This is a genomic window from Cronobacter sp. HA18006 (assembly GCF_011605445.1).
GTDB classification, from domain to species: domain Bacteria; phylum Pseudomonadota; class Gammaproteobacteria; order Enterobacterales; family Enterobacteriaceae; genus Cronobacter; species Cronobacter sakazakii.
Genome location: NZ_JAANQB010000001.1, coordinates 53,561 through 70,042, shown reverse-complemented (window position 1 = coordinate 70,042; position 16,482 = coordinate 53,561). Strand labels below are relative to the sequence as shown.

Sequence of the window (16,482 nt, the reverse complement as noted above, 5' to 3'; positions counted from 1 at the left end):
GGACGGGGATTTTCAACAGAACTTTAAGCCTTTTGGCAAAAAGTTGCGCTGGCTGATGAATAATTCAGCGCAGACTGCGCAAACGATATCGTTGATGCGCAAAAAGAGGGCCTTCAGAGGAAGGCCATAACGATTAGCTGCCGGGGATCGCCAGCGGGCCGCCTTTTTCGATAGCGCGCTGCCAGGCCGGGCGAGCCTGAAGATTAGTCAGCCAGGCGCGTAACTGGCGGAACTCGCCGGAATCATTGCGCGCCAGCAGGGCGATCACCGGGAAGCTCATCTGAATATCCGCCATGCTGAAGGTCTGTCCGGCAAACCACGGATGCTGCGTCAGGTGATCTTCCATAAAGCGGGTGTGGGTGGCGAGCTGCTTATTAAGCCAGGCTTTCTGAACGCCCTGCCCGAGCGCTTTGCCGAGGGTGCGAAGCCCGAACGGAACGGGCTTTTTCCCGAGACTGCCAAACACCAGCTTCATCAACAGCAGCGGCATCAGGGAGCCTTCGGCGTAATGCAGCCAGATACGGTACTGGATTTTCTCCTCCGCACTCTGCGGCTTCAGGCGTTGTTCAGTGTCATAGGTCTCCTGGAGATATTCCAGAATCGCGCCGGATTCGATAATTTTCTGGCCGTTATCCTCCAGCACCGGCGACTTACCGAGCGGATGCACTTTCTTAAGCGCAGGTGGCGCAAGCATAGTCGGCTCGCGCTGGTAGCGCACCAGTTCATAAGGCTTGCCAAGCTCTTCAAGCGCAAAAAGAATGCGCTGCGAGCGGGAATTATTCAGATGGTGGACCGTCAGCATGGCGTTTTCCTTTCGCTTTTCATTGCATTAACTATAGAGAATCCACCGGCGGCGCACCGAATTTGTTTGCGCGCCGCTTATTCATCTTCCAGCAGGCGTGCCCCGCTGCCCTGCGCGCCCAGACGGTCTTCGGGGTTGCGCAGCGGGCAATCGCGGTGCGACAGGCAACCACAGCCGATGCAGCCATCCAGATCGTCACGCAGCGCGGTTAGCGTTTTAATACGCCGGTCCAGCTCCTCGCGCCACTGCGTGGAGAGCTGCTTCCAGGCCTTCGGGCTCAGGTTATGCCCTTCAGGCAGCACGCCGATAGCCTCGCCAATCGTCGCCAGCGGAATGCCGATACGCTGGGCGATTTTAATGATCGCCACCTGACGCAGCACGTCGCGCCGGTAACGCCGCTGGTTGCCGCTGTTGCGGGTGCTTTTAATCAATCCTTTGCTTTCATAGAAGTGCAGCGCGGAGACTGCCACGCCGCTGCGCTTCGCGACTTCGCCCGGCGTCAGCAGCGATTTGATTCTGGGTGCTTTCTTTTCCATTGGGGGCTTTACCTCAAGTTAACTTGAGGAATTATACTCGCCGACCAGAAGAACGGCTAACCCAAAACAGAGGAAGAGGACGGCTTATGTCACATCAGGAAATTATCCACGCACTGACGCAATGGATTGATGAGCATATTGACCAGCCACTGAATATCGATGTGGTGGCAAAGAAGTCGGGCTATTCGAAATGGTATTTACAGCGGATGTTCCGCACTGTGATGCATCAGACGCTGGGTGAGTATATTCGCAAGCGGCGTTTGCAACTGGCGGCGCAGGAGTTGCGTACGACCCGGCGACCGATTTTTGATATTGCGATGGATTATGGCTATGTGTCGCAACAGACGTTTTCGCGGATATTCCGCCGTCAGTTCGACCGCACGCCGAGCGATTATCGTCAGAGCGCCTGACGATTAACGGCGCAGTTCTGCCAGCCCGGCATCGCCCGGGCGTCATCCTGTTGCAGCCAGGCGACAAACTCCTGACGCGGCAGCGCTTTTGAGAAATGCCACCCCTGACAATATTGCACTCCACGCTTTAACAACCAGCCCACCTGTTCGGCGGTTTCCACGCCCTCGGCGATAATTTTCAGCCGCAGGCTCTGGGCCATATCGATAATATGCTCTGCAATCAGATGGCTGGTGCTGTTGGTGGTTAAGGTATCGATAAACGACTTATCAATTTTCAGAATATCGACGTTCAGCGAATAGAGATTATGAAGGTTGGAATATCCGGTGCCGAAATCATCAATCGCAATCTCAAACCCTGACTGGCGAAACGCCTGAATAACCGGGGTGGTGCGCGGCACGTCAATAAAGCCCCGCTCGGTCACTTCAATCTTGATTTGCTGCGCGCGTACGCCATGCTGGTTATTTTTCCCTTCGATTAACGCTATCAGGCGCGACGAATGGAAATCGGATGCCGAAAGGTTAATAGAAATATAAATCTGCGGGTGGGTCGCCAGGAAATGGCCTAAGTCATTAAATAACTCTTCCACCACATAATCCGTAACCTGCGCGATCATCCCGGTTTTCTCGGCAAGCGGGATAAATTCCGCCGGGCTCATCACCTGACCGTTATAGCCGGGCCAGCGCAGCAGCGCTTCCGCACCGACGCACATGCCGTGCTTGATATCCATAATCGGCTGGTAATGCAGGCGCAGCGCGCGTTTATGCAACGCGCGCTGGAGCTGGCGGCTCGGCGAGTTAAAACGGTGACGGGTGCGCGAGCCGAGAAAAACCAGCAAACCGCCCATGATAAGCCCAAGGGGCAGCATGACCGACATCTGATGCCGCCACGCCTGCCAGAACCAGGCGTCGCTGGTGGAAACGGCGACGGCAATCGGGCGCTTACCAGAAAGCACTATCGACCAGAAACGGCCATCTTTCTGGAAATCCGTATTCTGTGAACGCGCAAAAGGCGCGAGCGCACGGGCGTCAGCTTTGTCACTTACCGAAAAAAACTCCCGGGTGACGGTGTCATACACGCCATAAGTGATAGTGTCATCATTAGATAATATTTCGCTAAAGGAGAGCGGGTTAACCACCGCGACATAATTCCCTTTACGCAAATAAACCATTTTGTGGCCGGAAAAGAATGGCGTGTCACGATAATAATAAATGGCGATATCCGGCGAGCGCGTGTAATTCGCAGGCGAGAGAATAAAAGGCTGATCGAACAGAGGGGAACATAATAGTTCATCACCCTGGGCGTAAATGAGATCTTCGATATAAATTTGCCCGCGTGAAATATCCAGCATATTACGCTGATGCGCAGAGGAGCATATTTCGCCCTGATATTTTTCGGCTTCATTACGGGCTTCATCGACATGGCTTAATACCAGCTCGGTACGGTTGAGGACCAGTTGTGCGAAGGTATCCAGGTGCGCCCGCGTCTCGTTGACCGCGCGATGATGGGCGGCCCAAAGCGCAAGCATCACAGGCAGTAAGACCACCATGATTATGCCTGAGATTCGCAACGCCTGACGTCGTGCCCTGAAATTCATTATGGCCTCATATCCCTGCTTTCTGTGTCACATTAATCGCCTGATGAGACACATCGCAAACAGGTGTTTACGTTGCATCAATCAGCACGCATTGGCAATAGCCATTTCCAGTTATCCATCCAATATTTCACGCGAAACATTAAAATTTGCCATAAGGAAAATAGGGAATGGCTATTTAATTTTTCTTAAGTGAAATATCCGCGTTGATAACCGTGCTAAAAATTCATCAACCACTTCAGAAAGCGTTTTAAGTTAAATTAATCAAAGCTGCCGAAAAAATGTACGGGCGGCGTTTTTTTGTGTCGAAATGAAAATTTATGCATTAGTTAAATCCGTTGGTGGATTTTTTCACTGCTTTCTTTTCGACCATTTTTTATTCCGAACGGTTGCCGGCGATCTCGTGGATCGTGCGCTTTTTTTCACCAAAGCGCGCCCGCCAGACTGGCGAATAAAACAACAAATGTGATACAGTTCACACTTAGTGTGCAAGTTTACATGCTTGCCGTCACGTTAAATTTTAGCGCCGCGCCAGGCCTGCCGCGTTCCGGCCCCCGCGCGGCAGAACGCTTTTTGAGGACTGGTTTCATGGCTACGCTTACCGCCAGCATGGTACTGATGCGCTGGCAACTTCTGGGTGCGGTTTTAATGTTTCTTGCCAGCACGCTTAATATTCAGTTTCGCAAATCCGACTACCAGGCGCTGGCGGTGATCAGCAGCGGGCTGGGTATCGCCGCGTCCTGTGTCTTCGCGACGGGCCTGCTCGGCGTCAGCATCGACTTTCATGCCATCTGGCACAATATGAAAGACGTAATGGTGGAAGTGATGAGCCACACGCCGCCAGAATGGCCGATGGTCGTGACCTGATAACCTCACCGTCTTCATTAAAGCCCCTGTATCAGGGGCTTTTTTATTTTCTGCCAGGCCCTTACATACAACCGGCGCAACTGGTACAGCGCCAGTCCGCTTTATTGATAGCCCGCCAGAAGGCGCGGTAATAGCATTCCTCCAGCGGAATATGGTTATCGAAAAACCAGTCGGTCAGCCACTCGACGTTCTCGACAATCCACTCCTCTTCTTCCAGCCCGTCGGCGAACGTTTCGTCCTCGGGATCGATAATCGAGTAGATCCCCCAGGTGTTCATCGCCTTATCCTGCCAGTGTTGCGGCAGCGTCACCGGGCGTTCTTCAAACGTAATAATCCAGTGACCGTGGCAGAGCAAATTGCCGTTACGGCTCCAGGCGGCGGTAAACGGATTCGGTTCCTGTGTCATCGCTTGCATTCCCTGTGTGAAATTCACCTGCGGGCGGCAACTGGCGGGCTCGTCAATAAACGCCGTCGCACAGGAAGGAATCGCAGAGCATGGCACTTCACCCCCACCGGGAAAATGCTAACTAAGGAGTACCCCGGGGTTATCTTTGGCTTTTTTTAATTTTAAAATCAGCAACTTAATCGGCGATAACCAGACGGTTTCTCCCCTGTTGCTTACCGGCGTACAACATTTTGTCAGCGCGATTGAGCGCTTTTTCAAACTCTTCATCTTTGCCGAAAGCGCTGATCGCAAGCGTCGCGGTGACTTCTCGCGGATTTTTATCCGTCTGGCCAACCCACTCCTGAATGCGCGTCAGCAGCCGCTCCGCCACCCGTCTGGCATCTGCCAGTGATGTATCCGGCATCAGCACCAGAAACTCTTCGCCGCCCCAGCGCGCCACGATGTCGCTTTCGCGCACGTTGTCGGTAATCGCCCGCGCGATGCGCTGCAAAATCATGTCGCCATAGCTGTGACCGCAACTGTCATTAATGGCCTTGAAATGATCGATATCCAGCAGCAACAGCGTTACGTTATGACTGCCCACCTGTTTATCAAGCAGCGAAACCTGATGCATAAAGTGACGCCGGGTATAGAGGTTCGTCAGGCTGTCGCGGCTCGCCGTATTAAAGAGATCGAATTTCATCGTGTGGGTGAATTCGACCGAACGTAGCGTGGTGTACGTTAACAGCCCAATCGCCATCACGGCGTTCGCAATGCCGATGCCGTTCAGCACTGACGGGCTTAACCCGGACGCCGTACCGGTGTGATGTCGCAGCGCGTAACCCACCGTGCCAAGCACCGCGATCGCGGCTAGGAACAGCGCGCGCCGGACCGGCACCTGCTGAAAGCTGAACGACACGATGGGGATCAGCGAAAAAACAAACAGGTAAAAATTACTCTCCCAGCCCAGCAACGCCGTAGTGGCAACGGCATGCGCCAGAATTTCCACGCTCATCAGCGTACCGACATACAGATACCGGTAATGCTCTATTTCATTCAGACAGTGGATATAAACCATCACGCTGAAAATATTAAAAATGGCGAGCGTCGGAATACTCATCGACAGAAACAGGAAAATCAGCCCGACATGAATCAGCAACGCCAGCCAGACGATCGGAATAATGTGTTGCCAGTACTGGTCGGTCGCCTGGCTAAGGAGTTGGTCGCGATCTCTTTCTGACATGGGCTAACCTGCACTGTGGGGCATCATCCCTGCCGAAAACGTACGGAACGTATGAAGACTTCATGCAACCTATATCGGCATTCCGGCGGCGAGATTTAGCGCCGCATCGCGGAAAAGCGTCATGCCCTTCATTTGTCGGCGGTTTAATCGTGCCAGCAGAGAAAAATCGGGTGCCGTTAATCGTCAGTAAGAGGAGCATTGTGCCAACGGTACAGACAACTGTGCCTGGCGGGAATCGGCCCGAAGCACTTAACAGCCTCAGCCGAAAACCATAAAGAAAAAGCCCTGCCGGAGCAGAGCTTTTCAACACTTTCTGAAGAGAGGCATTCCGTGCGGAACGCCGCGCTATCAGAACGGGATATCGTCGTCGAAATCCATCGGCGGTTCGTTAGAAGGCGCTGGTGCCTGCTGCTGCGGACGGGACTGTGCGCCGCCGCTGAACTGCGCGCCGCCACCCTGCTGCTGCGGCTGCTGAGGCTGACCCCAACCGCCCTGCTGCTGACCGCCGCCCATGTTGCCGCCTGCGCCGCCGCCCTGGCGGCCGCCCAGCATCTGCATGGTGCCGCCGACGTTAACCACAACTTCGGTAGAGTAGCGATCCTGACCGCTCTGATCCTGCCACTTACGGGTACGCAGCTGGCCTTCGATGTACACCTGCGAGCCTTTGCGCAGGTATTCGCCAGCGACTTCCGCCAGCTTGCCGTACAGCACGACGCTGTGCCATTCGGTCACTTCTTTCATCTCACCGGTCTGCTTATCGCGCCAGGATTCGGACGTTGCCAGGCGCAGGTTCGCCACGGCCCCGCCGTTCGGCATGTAGCGTACTTCCGGGTCCTGCCCCAGATTACCGACGAGAATCACCTTGTTTACGCCTCTGCTGGCCATGATCGTGTCTCCTGAAAACATTTCTTAATAGTGTAAACATTCCATTCTACCACGTCAGCCTTCAATGTTGATAGCTGCGAGACGGCTTCAGGAAATGTTCACACAGTATACACAGTTGCAAATAAATACTGGATATCCATTCAGGTTAAATTGTGTCATAATTAACCGTTTCTGGCCACCGGTTGTCCTTCAAACACCCAGGCATTAGCGTTCAAATCCAGGAAAGGTGAATGGATAAGATAGAAGTTCGGGGCGCCCGCACCCACAATCTCAAAAATATCAATCTCGTCATTCCGCGCGACAAACTGATCGTCGTGACCGGGCTGTCGGGTTCCGGCAAATCTTCGCTGGCTTTCGACACGCTCTACGCCGAAGGGCAGCGCCGTTATGTCGAGTCGCTTTCCGCCTACGCGCGTCAGTTCCTGTCGCTGATGGAAAAGCCGGATGTCGATCATATCGAAGGGCTGTCGCCTGCTATTTCCATCGAGCAGAAATCGACGTCTCATAACCCGCGTTCTACCGTGGGGACTATCACGGAAATCCACGACTATCTGCGTCTGCTCTACGCCCGCGTCGGCGAACCGCGCTGCCCGGATCATGACGTTACGCTTGCGGCACAAACCGTCAGCCAGATGGTCGATAACGTGCTGGCGCTGCCTGAGGGCAAGCGCCTGATGCTGCTTGCGCCGGTCATTAAAGAGCGTAAAGGCGAGCACACCAAGACGCTGGAAAACCTGGCAAGCCAGGGCTATATCCGCGCGCGTATCGATGGCGAAGTGTGCGATCTCTCTGATCCACCGAAGCTGGAATTGCAGAAGAAGCACACCATCGAAGTGGTCGTGGACCGCTTTAAGGTACGTGAAGATTTAGCGCAGCGCCTGGCCGAATCGTTTGAAACCGCGCTTGAGCTTTCCGGCGGTACGGCGGTCGTGGCGGATATGGATGACGAAAAAGCGGAAGAGCTGCTGTTCTCCGCCAACTTCGCCTGCCCGATTTGCGGCTACAGTATGCGCGAGCTTGAGCCGCGCCTGTTTTCGTTTAACAACCCGGCTGGCGCATGCCCGACCTGTGACGGTCTCGGCGTGCAGCAATATTTTGACCCGGATCGCGTGGTGCAGAACGGCGAGCTGTCGCTCGCGGGCGGTGCCATCCGCGGCTGGGATCGCCGCAATTTTTACTATTTCCAGATGCTGCGCTCGCTGGCGGAACACTATAAGTTTGACGTCGAAGCGCCGTGGAATACGCTCAGCGATAAAGTGCAGAAAGCGGTGCTGTTCGGCTCCGGCAAAGAAACTATCGAATTCAAATATATGAACGATCGCGGCGATACGTCCGTGCGTCGTCATCCGTTTGAAGGCGTGCTGCACAATATGGAGCGCCGCTACAAAGAGACCGAATCCAACGCGGTGCGCGAGGAGCTGGCGAAATTTATCAGCAACCGCCCGTGTGCCACCTGCGAAGGCACGCGTCTGCGTCGCGAAGCGCGCCACGTGTTTGTCGAAAACACCGCGCTGCCGACCATTTCCGACATGAGCATCGGCCATGCCATGGAGTTCTTCAATAACATGAAGCTCTCCGGCCAGCGCGCCAAAATTGCTGAAAAAGTATTGAAAGAGATTGGCGATCGCCTGAAATTCCTGGTGAACGTCGGCCTGAACTACCTGACGCTCTCCCGTTCGGCGGAAACGCTTTCGGGCGGCGAGGCGCAGCGTATCCGTCTGGCAAGCCAGATTGGCGCGGGCCTGGTGGGCGTGATGTATGTGCTTGATGAGCCGTCCATCGGCCTGCACCAGCGCGATAACGAACGTCTGCTCGGTACGCTGATTCACCTGCGTAATCTTGGCAATACCGTGATTGTGGTGGAGCACGATGAAGACGCCATCCGCGCCGCCGACCACGTGATCGACATCGGCCCGGGCGCGGGCGTACACGGCGGCCAGGTCGTCGCGGAAGGCCCGCTTGACGCTATCATGGCAGTGCCGGAATCGCTTACGGGCCAGTTCATGAGCGGTAAGCGCAAGATTGAAGTGCCGAAAGAGCGCGTGAAAGCCGATCCGGAAAAAGTGCTGAAGCTGACCGGTGCGCGCGGCAACAACCTGAAAGATGTCACCCTGACGCTGCCGGTTGGGCTCTTTACCTGCGTGACTGGCGTTTCTGGCTCCGGTAAATCGACGCTTATCAACGATACGCTGTTCCCGATTGCCCAGCGCCAGCTCAACGGCGCGACGATCGCCGAACCGGCGCCGTATCGCGACGTTCAGGGCATGGAGCATTTCGATAAAGTTATCGATATCGATCAAAGCCCGATTGGCCGCACGCCACGCTCGAACCCGGCGACCTACACGGGCGTGTTTACGCCAGTGCGTGAACTGTTCGCTGGCGTGCCGGAAGCGCGCGCTCGCGGCTATACGCCAGGGCGCTTTAGCTTTAACGTGCGCGGCGGACGCTGTGAAGCCTGCCAGGGCGATGGCGTTATCAAAGTTGAGATGCACTTCCTGCCGGATATCTACGTGCCGTGCGATCAGTGCAAAGGCAAACGCTATAACCGCGAAACGCTTGAGATCAAATATAAAGGCAAGACCATCCATGAAGTGCTGGATATGACCATCGAAGAAGCGCGTGAGTTTTTCGACGCGGTTCCAGCGCTGGCGCGTAAGCTGCAAACGCTGATGGATGTGGGCCTGACTTATATTCGTCTCGGCCAGTCCGCCACCACGCTTTCCGGTGGTGAAGCGCAGCGCGTCAAGCTCGCCCGTGAGCTTTCAAAACGCGGCACCGGGCAGACGCTCTATATTCTCGATGAGCCGACCACCGGTCTGCACTTTGCGGATATCCAGCAGTTGCTGGCGGTACTGCATCAGCTGCGGGATCAGGGCAATACGATCGTGGTGATTGAGCACAATCTGGATGTTATTAAAACCGCCGACTGGATCGTCGATCTGGGCCCGGAAGGCGGCAGCGGCGGCGGCGAGATCCTCGTTTCCGGCACGCCGGAAACCGTGGCGGAGTGCGAAGCCTCGCATACCGCTCGCTTCCTGAAACCGCTTCTGAAGTAACCCTTACGCGTCGGGTCGTCCGGCCCGACGCGCCTCATTTCCCCTCACTTATTTCTGATGAGGTTTCTTGCGAAGTGCGTGAGCAAAGATGATTTGCGCGCGCCACGGTCTGCTGCTGAATTCATACAGAGCGGGCAAACGCAGGGGGATCTCATGCCGCGCATATCAACGCTAACGCGCTATCTTCCGGGGTGGCTGCTTTTTCTGGCGGTGCTCATTTCAGCGTGCAGTCTGGTAGGAAATTATCAACCACGCGCGCATGCGCAGTTAACTGACCTGATGGCGGCACATTTGCAGTTTATCGACGATTTTACCGCGCCCTCGGGAGTGCTGGACACCGCCGCGCTCGAAGACGCTGACCACACTCTGCAGTTGCGCTTTGCTGAAGCCCTCACGTATGCCGAAAGCCTGGGTGATCCGCTGCGCACCGATAATTTGCGCCTGTTGCAGTCGGTTTATCAGGAAGATCATGCCCGGCTACTGAAACAGCATCGCCCTTTTACGCCAGCACAGGCCGCGCTCTGGCGTGACCAGGCCCGGCTGGCTTATCTCGAAGCGGTCCGGGGCGAATGCAGACGCCCCGCTTCGCCCTGTGAGTAGAGGAGAGTGTTCATGAGTACGCTAATTAACGCCGTCAGCCAGCTACTGGCATCGCCGCCATTTCAGAAGCAGGCCGGGAAAATCGCGGTGGATGAATGTCTTGGCCTCCTGAAACAGGGCCTGAGCGACAGAGAGACATTTATCAAAACCAGCGCGGAGTTAACCGCTCAGGCGCTGCTGGATCGGGCGCAGGGGCTTATCAGTGAAGACGATATGACTGCGCTGATGAATAAACAGAAAACGATCGCGCAGATCCACGCTAACAGCAGTGAGATCGCATTGCGCACGCGCATTCAGTCCCTGACGATCAGGCTGCTGGATCTGGTGACCGGCACCCTTAGTCACTCAATCACATAATGCGCTGTCAGGCATCGCGAAATAGCGTCGCTTGCCAGCGTTCATACCGACAGTTGCTGGCGAATGTGCTCTGGCAACAGACCCAGTGCCTGCTGATACGACGCATCAACCAGATAGTAAATCTGCGAATCCGGCAGGTCGCCATCCAGAAAGACCGTGCTCCAGTGCGCTTTATTCAGCTGTGCGCTGGGAAACACGTCTTTGTGTTCCTGACGCAAGAGTTCCGCCAGCTCCGGGCTGGTTTTCAGTGACACGGCAGGACGCTGGTTAACCTCGTGCACCATCGCAAACATCACATCGCCGACTTTAATTTGCGCCGCTTTCCACTCCCGATGTTCGCTCTGTTCAGCGCCCGGTTTGTTCATGCAGTAATCCAGCAAATCAGAATTAGTCATAAGGATTCTCCTTGAAGCGTCGCGACTATGCGCCGCGAACCGCCATGGTTACGGTGTTCTCCAAGCCAGATACCCTGCCAGGTGCCGAGCAGCAGGCGTCCCTGCTTAACCGGTAATGTCAGGGAAACGCCAAGCGTGGAAGATTTGATATGCGCCGGCATATCGTCTGGTCCTTCAGCATCATGCTCGTAATGCCCGTTATCCGGTACAGCGCCCAGAAAATAACGCTCCATATCGCGACGCACCGAAGGATCGCAATTTTCATTAAGCGTTAGAGAGGCTGAGGTGTGCTGAAGCAAGAGATGCAGCAGCCCGGTCTTCACCTGTGAAAGCGCGGGAAGCTGGCTGATGATGTCATCCGTGATGAGATGAAAACCCCGCGGTCTGGCTTTTAATGTCAGGGTTTGTTGAAACCACATACGCTGCCCCTTAAAAATAGTGATCTTCTAAGTGTGCAGGCTGAGCGGCAAAAGGCAAAATTTCGCTGGCGTTCTGCTGTAATTTTACACATCGCGCCAGCAAGATGGAGTCAGTATTGCCACTGCACGGCAAAACCGAGCGTGAAAGGACTGGTATGCAGATCCTGCGGTTTCATAAGCGGCACGCCGGCAAAGAGATCGTAGCCAAATTGGCCTTTTACGCCGCGCACGCCAAGCGCCGTGCCCGCCAGTTGCTTGCCGCTCCAGTAATCATTTTTCGAGCCTTTTACTTCGCCGTAATCAACACCAAGATAGGGCTGCATTCCCCACTGCGGCAGATTGAGATTAATGTCGTTGCGCAGATACCAGCCTTTATCAGCATAAATGGTGGTTTCGCCATCGAAACCGCGCACCGTCCAGCGGTTGCCGATCGTGAATTTATCCGGCTGCGTCAGGCGATCCGGCGATGTCTGAGACATAAAGTGCGGCTCATAACTCATCGCGACATCGCCAAATTTGAACGGGAACGCGCCATCAACACCGAGCGTAATAATGCGCGCCTGCGCATCGGCGTTGCCGACCATTTCTTCGGCATCCTCTTGTTCATTAAACCAGCGCGCGGCTTTCTGGTAGCCCAGACTGCCTTTGATCTGTCCGAACGGGAGATATGCCAGATGTTCCAGTGACAGCTTCCAGTTGCTGGTTTTTCGCCGCTGCACCTCGATTTCCACATCATTAAGCAGATACGTGGAATGACGGCGGAAAGCCTTTATCGCCAGCGTGGTTTTCTGGCTGGCGCTGCGGTAAATAACCCGGCTAAGCTGCGCGCTGAGGTATTTTTCAATGCCGCTATAGAGATAGCGGGAGACACTGTCATGAATAGTTTGGGTATAGCGGTATTTGCTGCCATACAGTTCAAGCTGCCAGTACCCCCACGGGACTGAGTAAAACGCCGAGACGTTATCGCTGCGCCTGCCATCCTCATTTTTAAGCCCGCCGCCATAAGCGATATAAGACATATCGTTAAACGAGGTGAGATTATCCAGATAAAGTGCCAGACCGCTCTGATAACGCCCGGTATATTTGCTGCCGGAGTCATCCGCCCAGGCACCGAGACGCCAGTGTTTCGGCTGAGTACGCATGACTTCAACGCGCGTTTCGCCAGGATTCGCGCCGGGCACCAGATTAATCGTTGCCTCAGAGCCAGGCGTGCGTTGCAGATTCTCAAGCCCTTGTTCAAGGCCACGCAAATCGAGAACGTCGCCCTCACGTTCAGGGAAATTATTTATTGCATGAATATACTCTCCACCGTCGCCTTTAAAAACAATATCGCTAATCGTGCCCGGAAGAATTTGAAACTTGAGCGTGCCGCTTTTGAGATCCTGCGCCGGAATCAATACGCGCGTCGTAATAAAGCCATGTTCTATCAGCCGGTTTTGCACCGCTTTATGGATCATTTTCAAACCATTAATACCAACGCATTTCCCTCTCACGCTGCGCAACACATCCTGAAATGTCATCCAGTGCGCTACCGCGTTTTTATTCTCAAACTCAATGGCGTTAACAGGATAGCAGGGCGCTTCCTGAGGTAAATTCAGCCCCTCTTCAGGTTTATTACTGGTAGATGAAAGTAAGGATTTACTTTGCGTAGCCAGGCTTTCCTGGCGGGCTTCGTTCTGCTGTTTTTGATTTAATGGCTGCTGATTTTCAGGAGTATCGGCGAAAGCCTGGGAGCGAACGGCCGCCAGCAACGACAGGATCGCTATACATACGGTTGCACGATAAAAAATCACGTTAATTCCTCAACAATCCTTGTTTACAGGCTGCGAATTGATAGTTGTTGTACCCGCGACCTGACTACATAAAAGTAGTTTTACCTATATCGCCACGATGCAATTTCCACAAAAAATTCCTGTAAAAGAATACAAACCTTTCCGTCAATAAAAAGTAATTACACATTCCCGAAATAAATAGCAGAAAAACGCGTACGCAGTTAAGGCATCCACTAATGAACAAATATGGAAAATAACTCACGAAAAGCGCATTAAAGTTTTAAAAAAGTAATGTTGTGCTTTAACGGTGGGGGGATATAAAAGGCGGCTGCTTTGTGAAAACTAATGATATTTTACAAATCGGCGAATCACATTTAAGAAGATCCGAAAACAGAGTTGCAGAATAGCAAAAGCGCTGCCAGGCAGCGCTTTTAAACGGCGTTACATCACGGCGGCAAACGCCTGTGCCACCTGTTTTACGTTACGGCTGTTAAGGCCCGCCACGCACATGCGTCCACTGCTAATCAGATACACGCCGAACTCATCACGCAGGCGGTCAACCTGCGCGGCACTGAGACCGGTGTAGCTGAACATGCCGCGCTGTTTAAGCAGATAATCGAAATTGCGCCCCGGCACTTCTGTTTTGAGCACGTCCACCAGCGCCTGGCGCATTTCCAGAATGCGGCGGCGCATCGCTTCCACTTCCGCGAGCCACTGCGCTTTCAGCGTGGCGTCGTTAAGCACCGTGGCCACGACCTGCGCGCCGAAATTCGGCGGGCTGGAGTAGTTGCGGCGCACGGTCGCTTTAAGCTGACCGAGCACGCGAGCAGCGGTTTCCGCATCGTCACAAACCACGGACAAGCCGCCCACACGCTCGCCATAGAGCGAGAAGATTTTTGAAAATGAGTTGCTGACCAGCATTGGCAGGCCCGCGCTGGCGATAGCGCGGATAGCGTAGGCGTCTTCTTCCATCCCCGCGCCAAAACCCTGATAAGCGATATCCAGGAATGGGATAAGCTCGCGCGCTTTTAGCACGTCAACCACGGCATCCCACTGGGCGTTAGTCAGATCGGCACCAGTCGGGTTGTGACAGCACGGGTGCAGCAGCACGATATCGCGCGCAGGCAGCGTGTTGAGCTTTTCAAGCAGCGCTTCGAAACGCACGCCGTTGGTCTCTTCATCAAACCAGGGGTAAGTGCTTACTTCAAAGCCTGCGCCGTTAAAGATGGCGACATGGTTTTCCCAGGTCGGATCGCTCACCCAGACACGGGACTGCGGAAAATAACGCTTAAGGAAATCCGCACCGATTTTCAGCGCGCCGGAACCGCCCACCGTCTGGATGCTGGCGATACGCCCTGCGGCCAGCGCCGGGTGATCGGCACCGAACAGGAGCGGCGCAATGGCGCTGCGGTAGTTGTTGAGCCCTTCCATCGGAAGATAAAGCGAGGCGCCGTGCGGCTGCGCGTTCAGCTGTTGTTCCGCCTGCGCTACGGCCTGCAGCTGTGGGATGATATTTTGTTCGTTGTAATAGAGGCCGATACTCAGGTTTACTTTGTCGCTGCGGGGATCTTCTTTAAAGCGTTCCATCAGCGAGAGGATGGGGTCGCCGGCGTAGGCGTCAACATTCTGAAACACGCTTGGTTCTCCAGATTTACGGTGTGATGTGTCTTCACAATAAACCGGATAGCGCAGCAGATCGAGAGCGATGTGACGGGTGCGATGCCCTGGGGAAGATGGCGGGCGCGCAGCGTTAATAAACACGGCGGGTGCGCTGCGCTTACCCGCCCTACAGAAGACATGTCGATGTTGGTAGGGTGGGTAAGCGCAGCGCACCCACCATCAGTAAAAACGAGGATTAACGTATGCGTAGGGTGGGTAAGCGCAGCGCACCCACCGTCAGCGATTACTCGCCTGCGTACCTTCAGTCAAGGTAACGCATCGCCACCCTGGAGGTCAGCCGCGTTACAAGTTCGTAAGCACTCACTCCCGTCGCTTCGGCGATACGCTCGACCGGCAGCGCCTCGCCCCACATGATTACCGTATCACCCGCTTTTTCCGCCGCGTCAGGGCCTAAATCGACGCAGATCATATCCATCGCCACGCGCCCGACAATCGACACTTCACGGCCATTAACCAGCACCGGCGTACCCGTCGGCGCGCAGCGCGGATACCCGTCGCCATAGCCCATCGCCACCACGCCAAGCCGCGTATCGCGCTCGCTCACCCAGGTGCCGCCATAACCGACGGGTTCGCCCGCTTTGTGGTCACGCACAGCGATAAGGCTTGACGTCAGCGACATCGCAGGCTGAAAACCAAGTTCCGCGCCCCAGGGGTGGGTATCGAGCGGCGATACGCCGTAGAGAATAATGCCGGGGCGCACCCAGTCGAAATGCGACTGTGGCCAGAACAGGATCCCGCCGGACGCGGCAATCGAGCGCTTACCCGGTTTGTCGTGGGTAAAGCTGTTGAAGATATCGAGCTGGCGCTCGGTGGCACCGCAGTCTGGCTCATCGGCACGCGCGAAATGGCTCACCACGTTCACCGGCTGACGTACGTTTTTGCAGGCCGCGAGCCTGTCGTAAAACGCCTGCGCCGCCTCCGGGCGCACGCCTAAGCGATGCATACCGGTATCCAGCTTCATCCAGACGGTGACAGGCTCTGAGAGCGTCGCCTGCTCCAGCGCCGCCAGTTGCTCTTCGCTGTGTACCGCGGTGTGGAATCGTTGCGCGGCAATCGCGGGCAGATCGGCTGCGTTGAAAAAACCTTCGAGCAAAAGAATGGGTTGGGTAATGCCGCCTTCGCGCAGGCGCAGCGCCTCTTCGAGGCGGGCGACGCCGAACGCATCGGCATCAGGAAGAGTGCGGGCGGTCTCAAGAAGACCGTGTCCATAGGCGTTTGCCTTCACCACCGCAACCAGTTTACTGGCAGGCGCCAGTTCACGCAGGCGTTGCAGGTTGTGACGCAGAGCGCGGCGGTTTACTACCACAGTTGCCGCTTGCATTGACTTTCCTTGCAGTTATTTTGGTGTATTAACTTTTAAGCTACAGACAATTTGGCGTTATTGGCGCAGCGAGTTTGGGTGCGGCCAGCGCGCAGCCACCGGAGCGTACTGAAGTACGTGAGGATGGCGAGCACTGCCCAAGCCCAAAATCGCAAGTGAAAT

At 55.1% G+C, this 16,482-nt stretch carries 16 protein-coding genes; 5 read left to right on the top strand and 11 right to left on the bottom strand.

Going from position 1 to position 16,482, the window contains the following annotated elements:
- Positions 1-133 precede the first annotated feature (133 nt).
- Both G9X48_RS00310 and soxR read right to left on the bottom strand, forming a co-directional pair.
- Entirely contained in the window at positions 134-802 is a 669-nt protein-coding gene (locus G9X48_RS00310) for a glutathione S-transferase (protein WP_004386208.1), read from the bottom strand.
- Positions 803-879: 77 nt separating this feature from the next.
- Complete coding sequence (gene soxR, locus G9X48_RS00305) at positions 880-1,338, bottom strand: redox-sensitive transcriptional activator SoxR (protein ID WP_004386207.1); 459 nt, start codon at positions 1,336-1,338, stop codon at positions 880-882.
- Positions 1,339-1,424: 86 nt separating this feature from the next.
- Between soxR and soxS the strand changes: the two genes are divergently transcribed.
- Positions 1,425-1,748, top strand: coding sequence for a superoxide response transcriptional regulator SoxS (gene soxS / locus G9X48_RS00300; protein ID WP_004386206.1), 324 nt, complete (start codon positions 1,425-1,427; stop codon positions 1,746-1,748).
- Here the strand turns inward: soxS and G9X48_RS00295 are convergent.
- Positions 1,736-3,343: an EAL domain-containing protein gene (locus G9X48_RS00295; RefSeq protein WP_139156604.1), complete on the bottom strand. Its 1,608-nt coding sequence runs from the start codon at positions 3,341-3,343 to the stop codon at positions 1,736-1,738. The two genes, soxS and G9X48_RS00295, sit on opposite strands and share 13 nt — an antisense overlap.
- Positions 3,344-3,928: 585 nt before the next feature.
- On the opposite strand from G9X48_RS00295, the gene G9X48_RS00290 reads away from it, so the two are divergent.
- Positions 3,929-4,207, top strand: a complete 279-nt coding sequence (locus G9X48_RS00290) for a YjcB family protein (protein ID WP_004386205.1) — start codon at positions 3,929-3,931, stop codon at positions 4,205-4,207.
- Positions 4,208-4,268: 61 nt separating this feature from the next.
- Here G9X48_RS00290 and G9X48_RS00285 read toward each other — a convergent pair whose 3' ends face one another.
- From G9X48_RS00285 to ssb1, 3 genes are all read right to left on the bottom strand, one after another.
- Positions 4,269-4,613, bottom strand: a complete 345-nt coding sequence (locus G9X48_RS00285; RefSeq protein WP_097640923.1) for a hypothetical protein — start codon at positions 4,611-4,613, stop codon at positions 4,269-4,271.
- A 175-nt stretch (positions 4,614-4,788) separates the two neighbouring features.
- Positions 4,789-5,835 carry a GGDEF domain-containing protein gene (locus tag G9X48_RS00280; protein WP_014727965.1) on the bottom strand — a complete coding sequence of 349 codons (1,047 nt, stop codon included), beginning with the start codon at positions 5,833-5,835 and terminating at the stop codon, positions 4,789-4,791.
- 348 nt (positions 5,836-6,183) lie between these two features.
- Positions 6,184-6,720: a single-stranded DNA-binding protein SSB1 gene (gene ssb1, locus G9X48_RS00275; protein ID WP_004386202.1), complete on the bottom strand. Its 537-nt coding sequence runs from the start codon at positions 6,718-6,720 to the stop codon at positions 6,184-6,186.
- 230 nt (positions 6,721-6,950) lie between these two features.
- Between ssb1 and uvrA the strand changes: the two genes are divergently transcribed.
- The 3 genes from uvrA to G9X48_RS00260 all read left to right on the top strand — a co-directional run bounded on the left by uvrA (position 6,951) and on the right by G9X48_RS00260 (position 10,733).
- Positions 6,951-9,776, top strand: a complete 2,826-nt coding sequence (gene uvrA, locus G9X48_RS00270) for an excinuclease ABC subunit UvrA (protein WP_004386200.1) — start codon at positions 6,951-6,953, stop codon at positions 9,774-9,776.
- A gap of 153 nt (positions 9,777-9,929) precedes the next feature.
- The gene (locus tag G9X48_RS00265) at positions 9,930-10,376 is read left to right on the top strand and encodes a hypothetical protein (RefSeq protein WP_097640922.1); all 447 of its coding nucleotides are present in this window, start codon (positions 9,930-9,932) and stop codon (positions 10,374-10,376) included.
- A 12-nt stretch (positions 10,377-10,388) separates the two neighbouring features.
- Positions 10,389-10,733 (top strand): hypothetical protein, encoded by a 345-nt coding sequence (locus G9X48_RS00260; protein WP_032988069.1) that lies wholly within the window; start codon positions 10,389-10,391, stop codon positions 10,731-10,733.
- A gap of 41 nt (positions 10,734-10,774) precedes the next feature.
- On the opposite strand, the gene G9X48_RS00255 is transcribed toward G9X48_RS00260, so the two are convergent.
- From G9X48_RS00255 to alr, 5 genes are all read right to left on the bottom strand, one after another.
- A complete protein-coding gene (locus tag G9X48_RS00255; protein WP_007893292.1) occupies positions 10,775-11,128 on the bottom strand; it encodes an MmcQ/YjbR family DNA-binding protein in 354 nt (117 codons plus the stop codon).
- Positions 11,125-11,547 carry a secondary thiamine-phosphate synthase enzyme YjbQ gene (locus G9X48_RS00250; protein ID WP_004386196.1) on the bottom strand — a complete coding sequence of 141 codons (423 nt, stop codon included), beginning with the start codon at positions 11,545-11,547 and terminating at the stop codon, positions 11,125-11,127. The genes G9X48_RS00255 and G9X48_RS00250 overlap by 4 nt, the downstream gene beginning before the upstream one ends.
- Positions 11,548-11,657: 110 nt before the next feature.
- Positions 11,658-13,340 carry a ShlB/FhaC/HecB family hemolysin secretion/activation protein gene (locus G9X48_RS00245; protein WP_105629555.1) on the bottom strand — a complete coding sequence of 561 codons (1,683 nt, stop codon included), beginning with the start codon at positions 13,338-13,340 and terminating at the stop codon, positions 11,658-11,660.
- 420 nt (positions 13,341-13,760) lie between these two features.
- Positions 13,761-14,954 (bottom strand): aromatic amino acid transaminase, encoded by a 1,194-nt coding sequence (tyrB, locus tag G9X48_RS00240; protein ID WP_097640920.1) that lies wholly within the window; start codon positions 14,952-14,954, stop codon positions 13,761-13,763.
- Between the two features lie 286 nt (positions 14,955-15,240).
- Positions 15,241-16,320 carry an alanine racemase gene (gene alr, locus G9X48_RS00235; protein WP_097640919.1) on the bottom strand — a complete coding sequence of 360 codons (1,080 nt, stop codon included), beginning with the start codon at positions 16,318-16,320 and terminating at the stop codon, positions 15,241-15,243.
- Between the last annotated feature and the right edge of the window lie 162 nt (positions 16,321-16,482).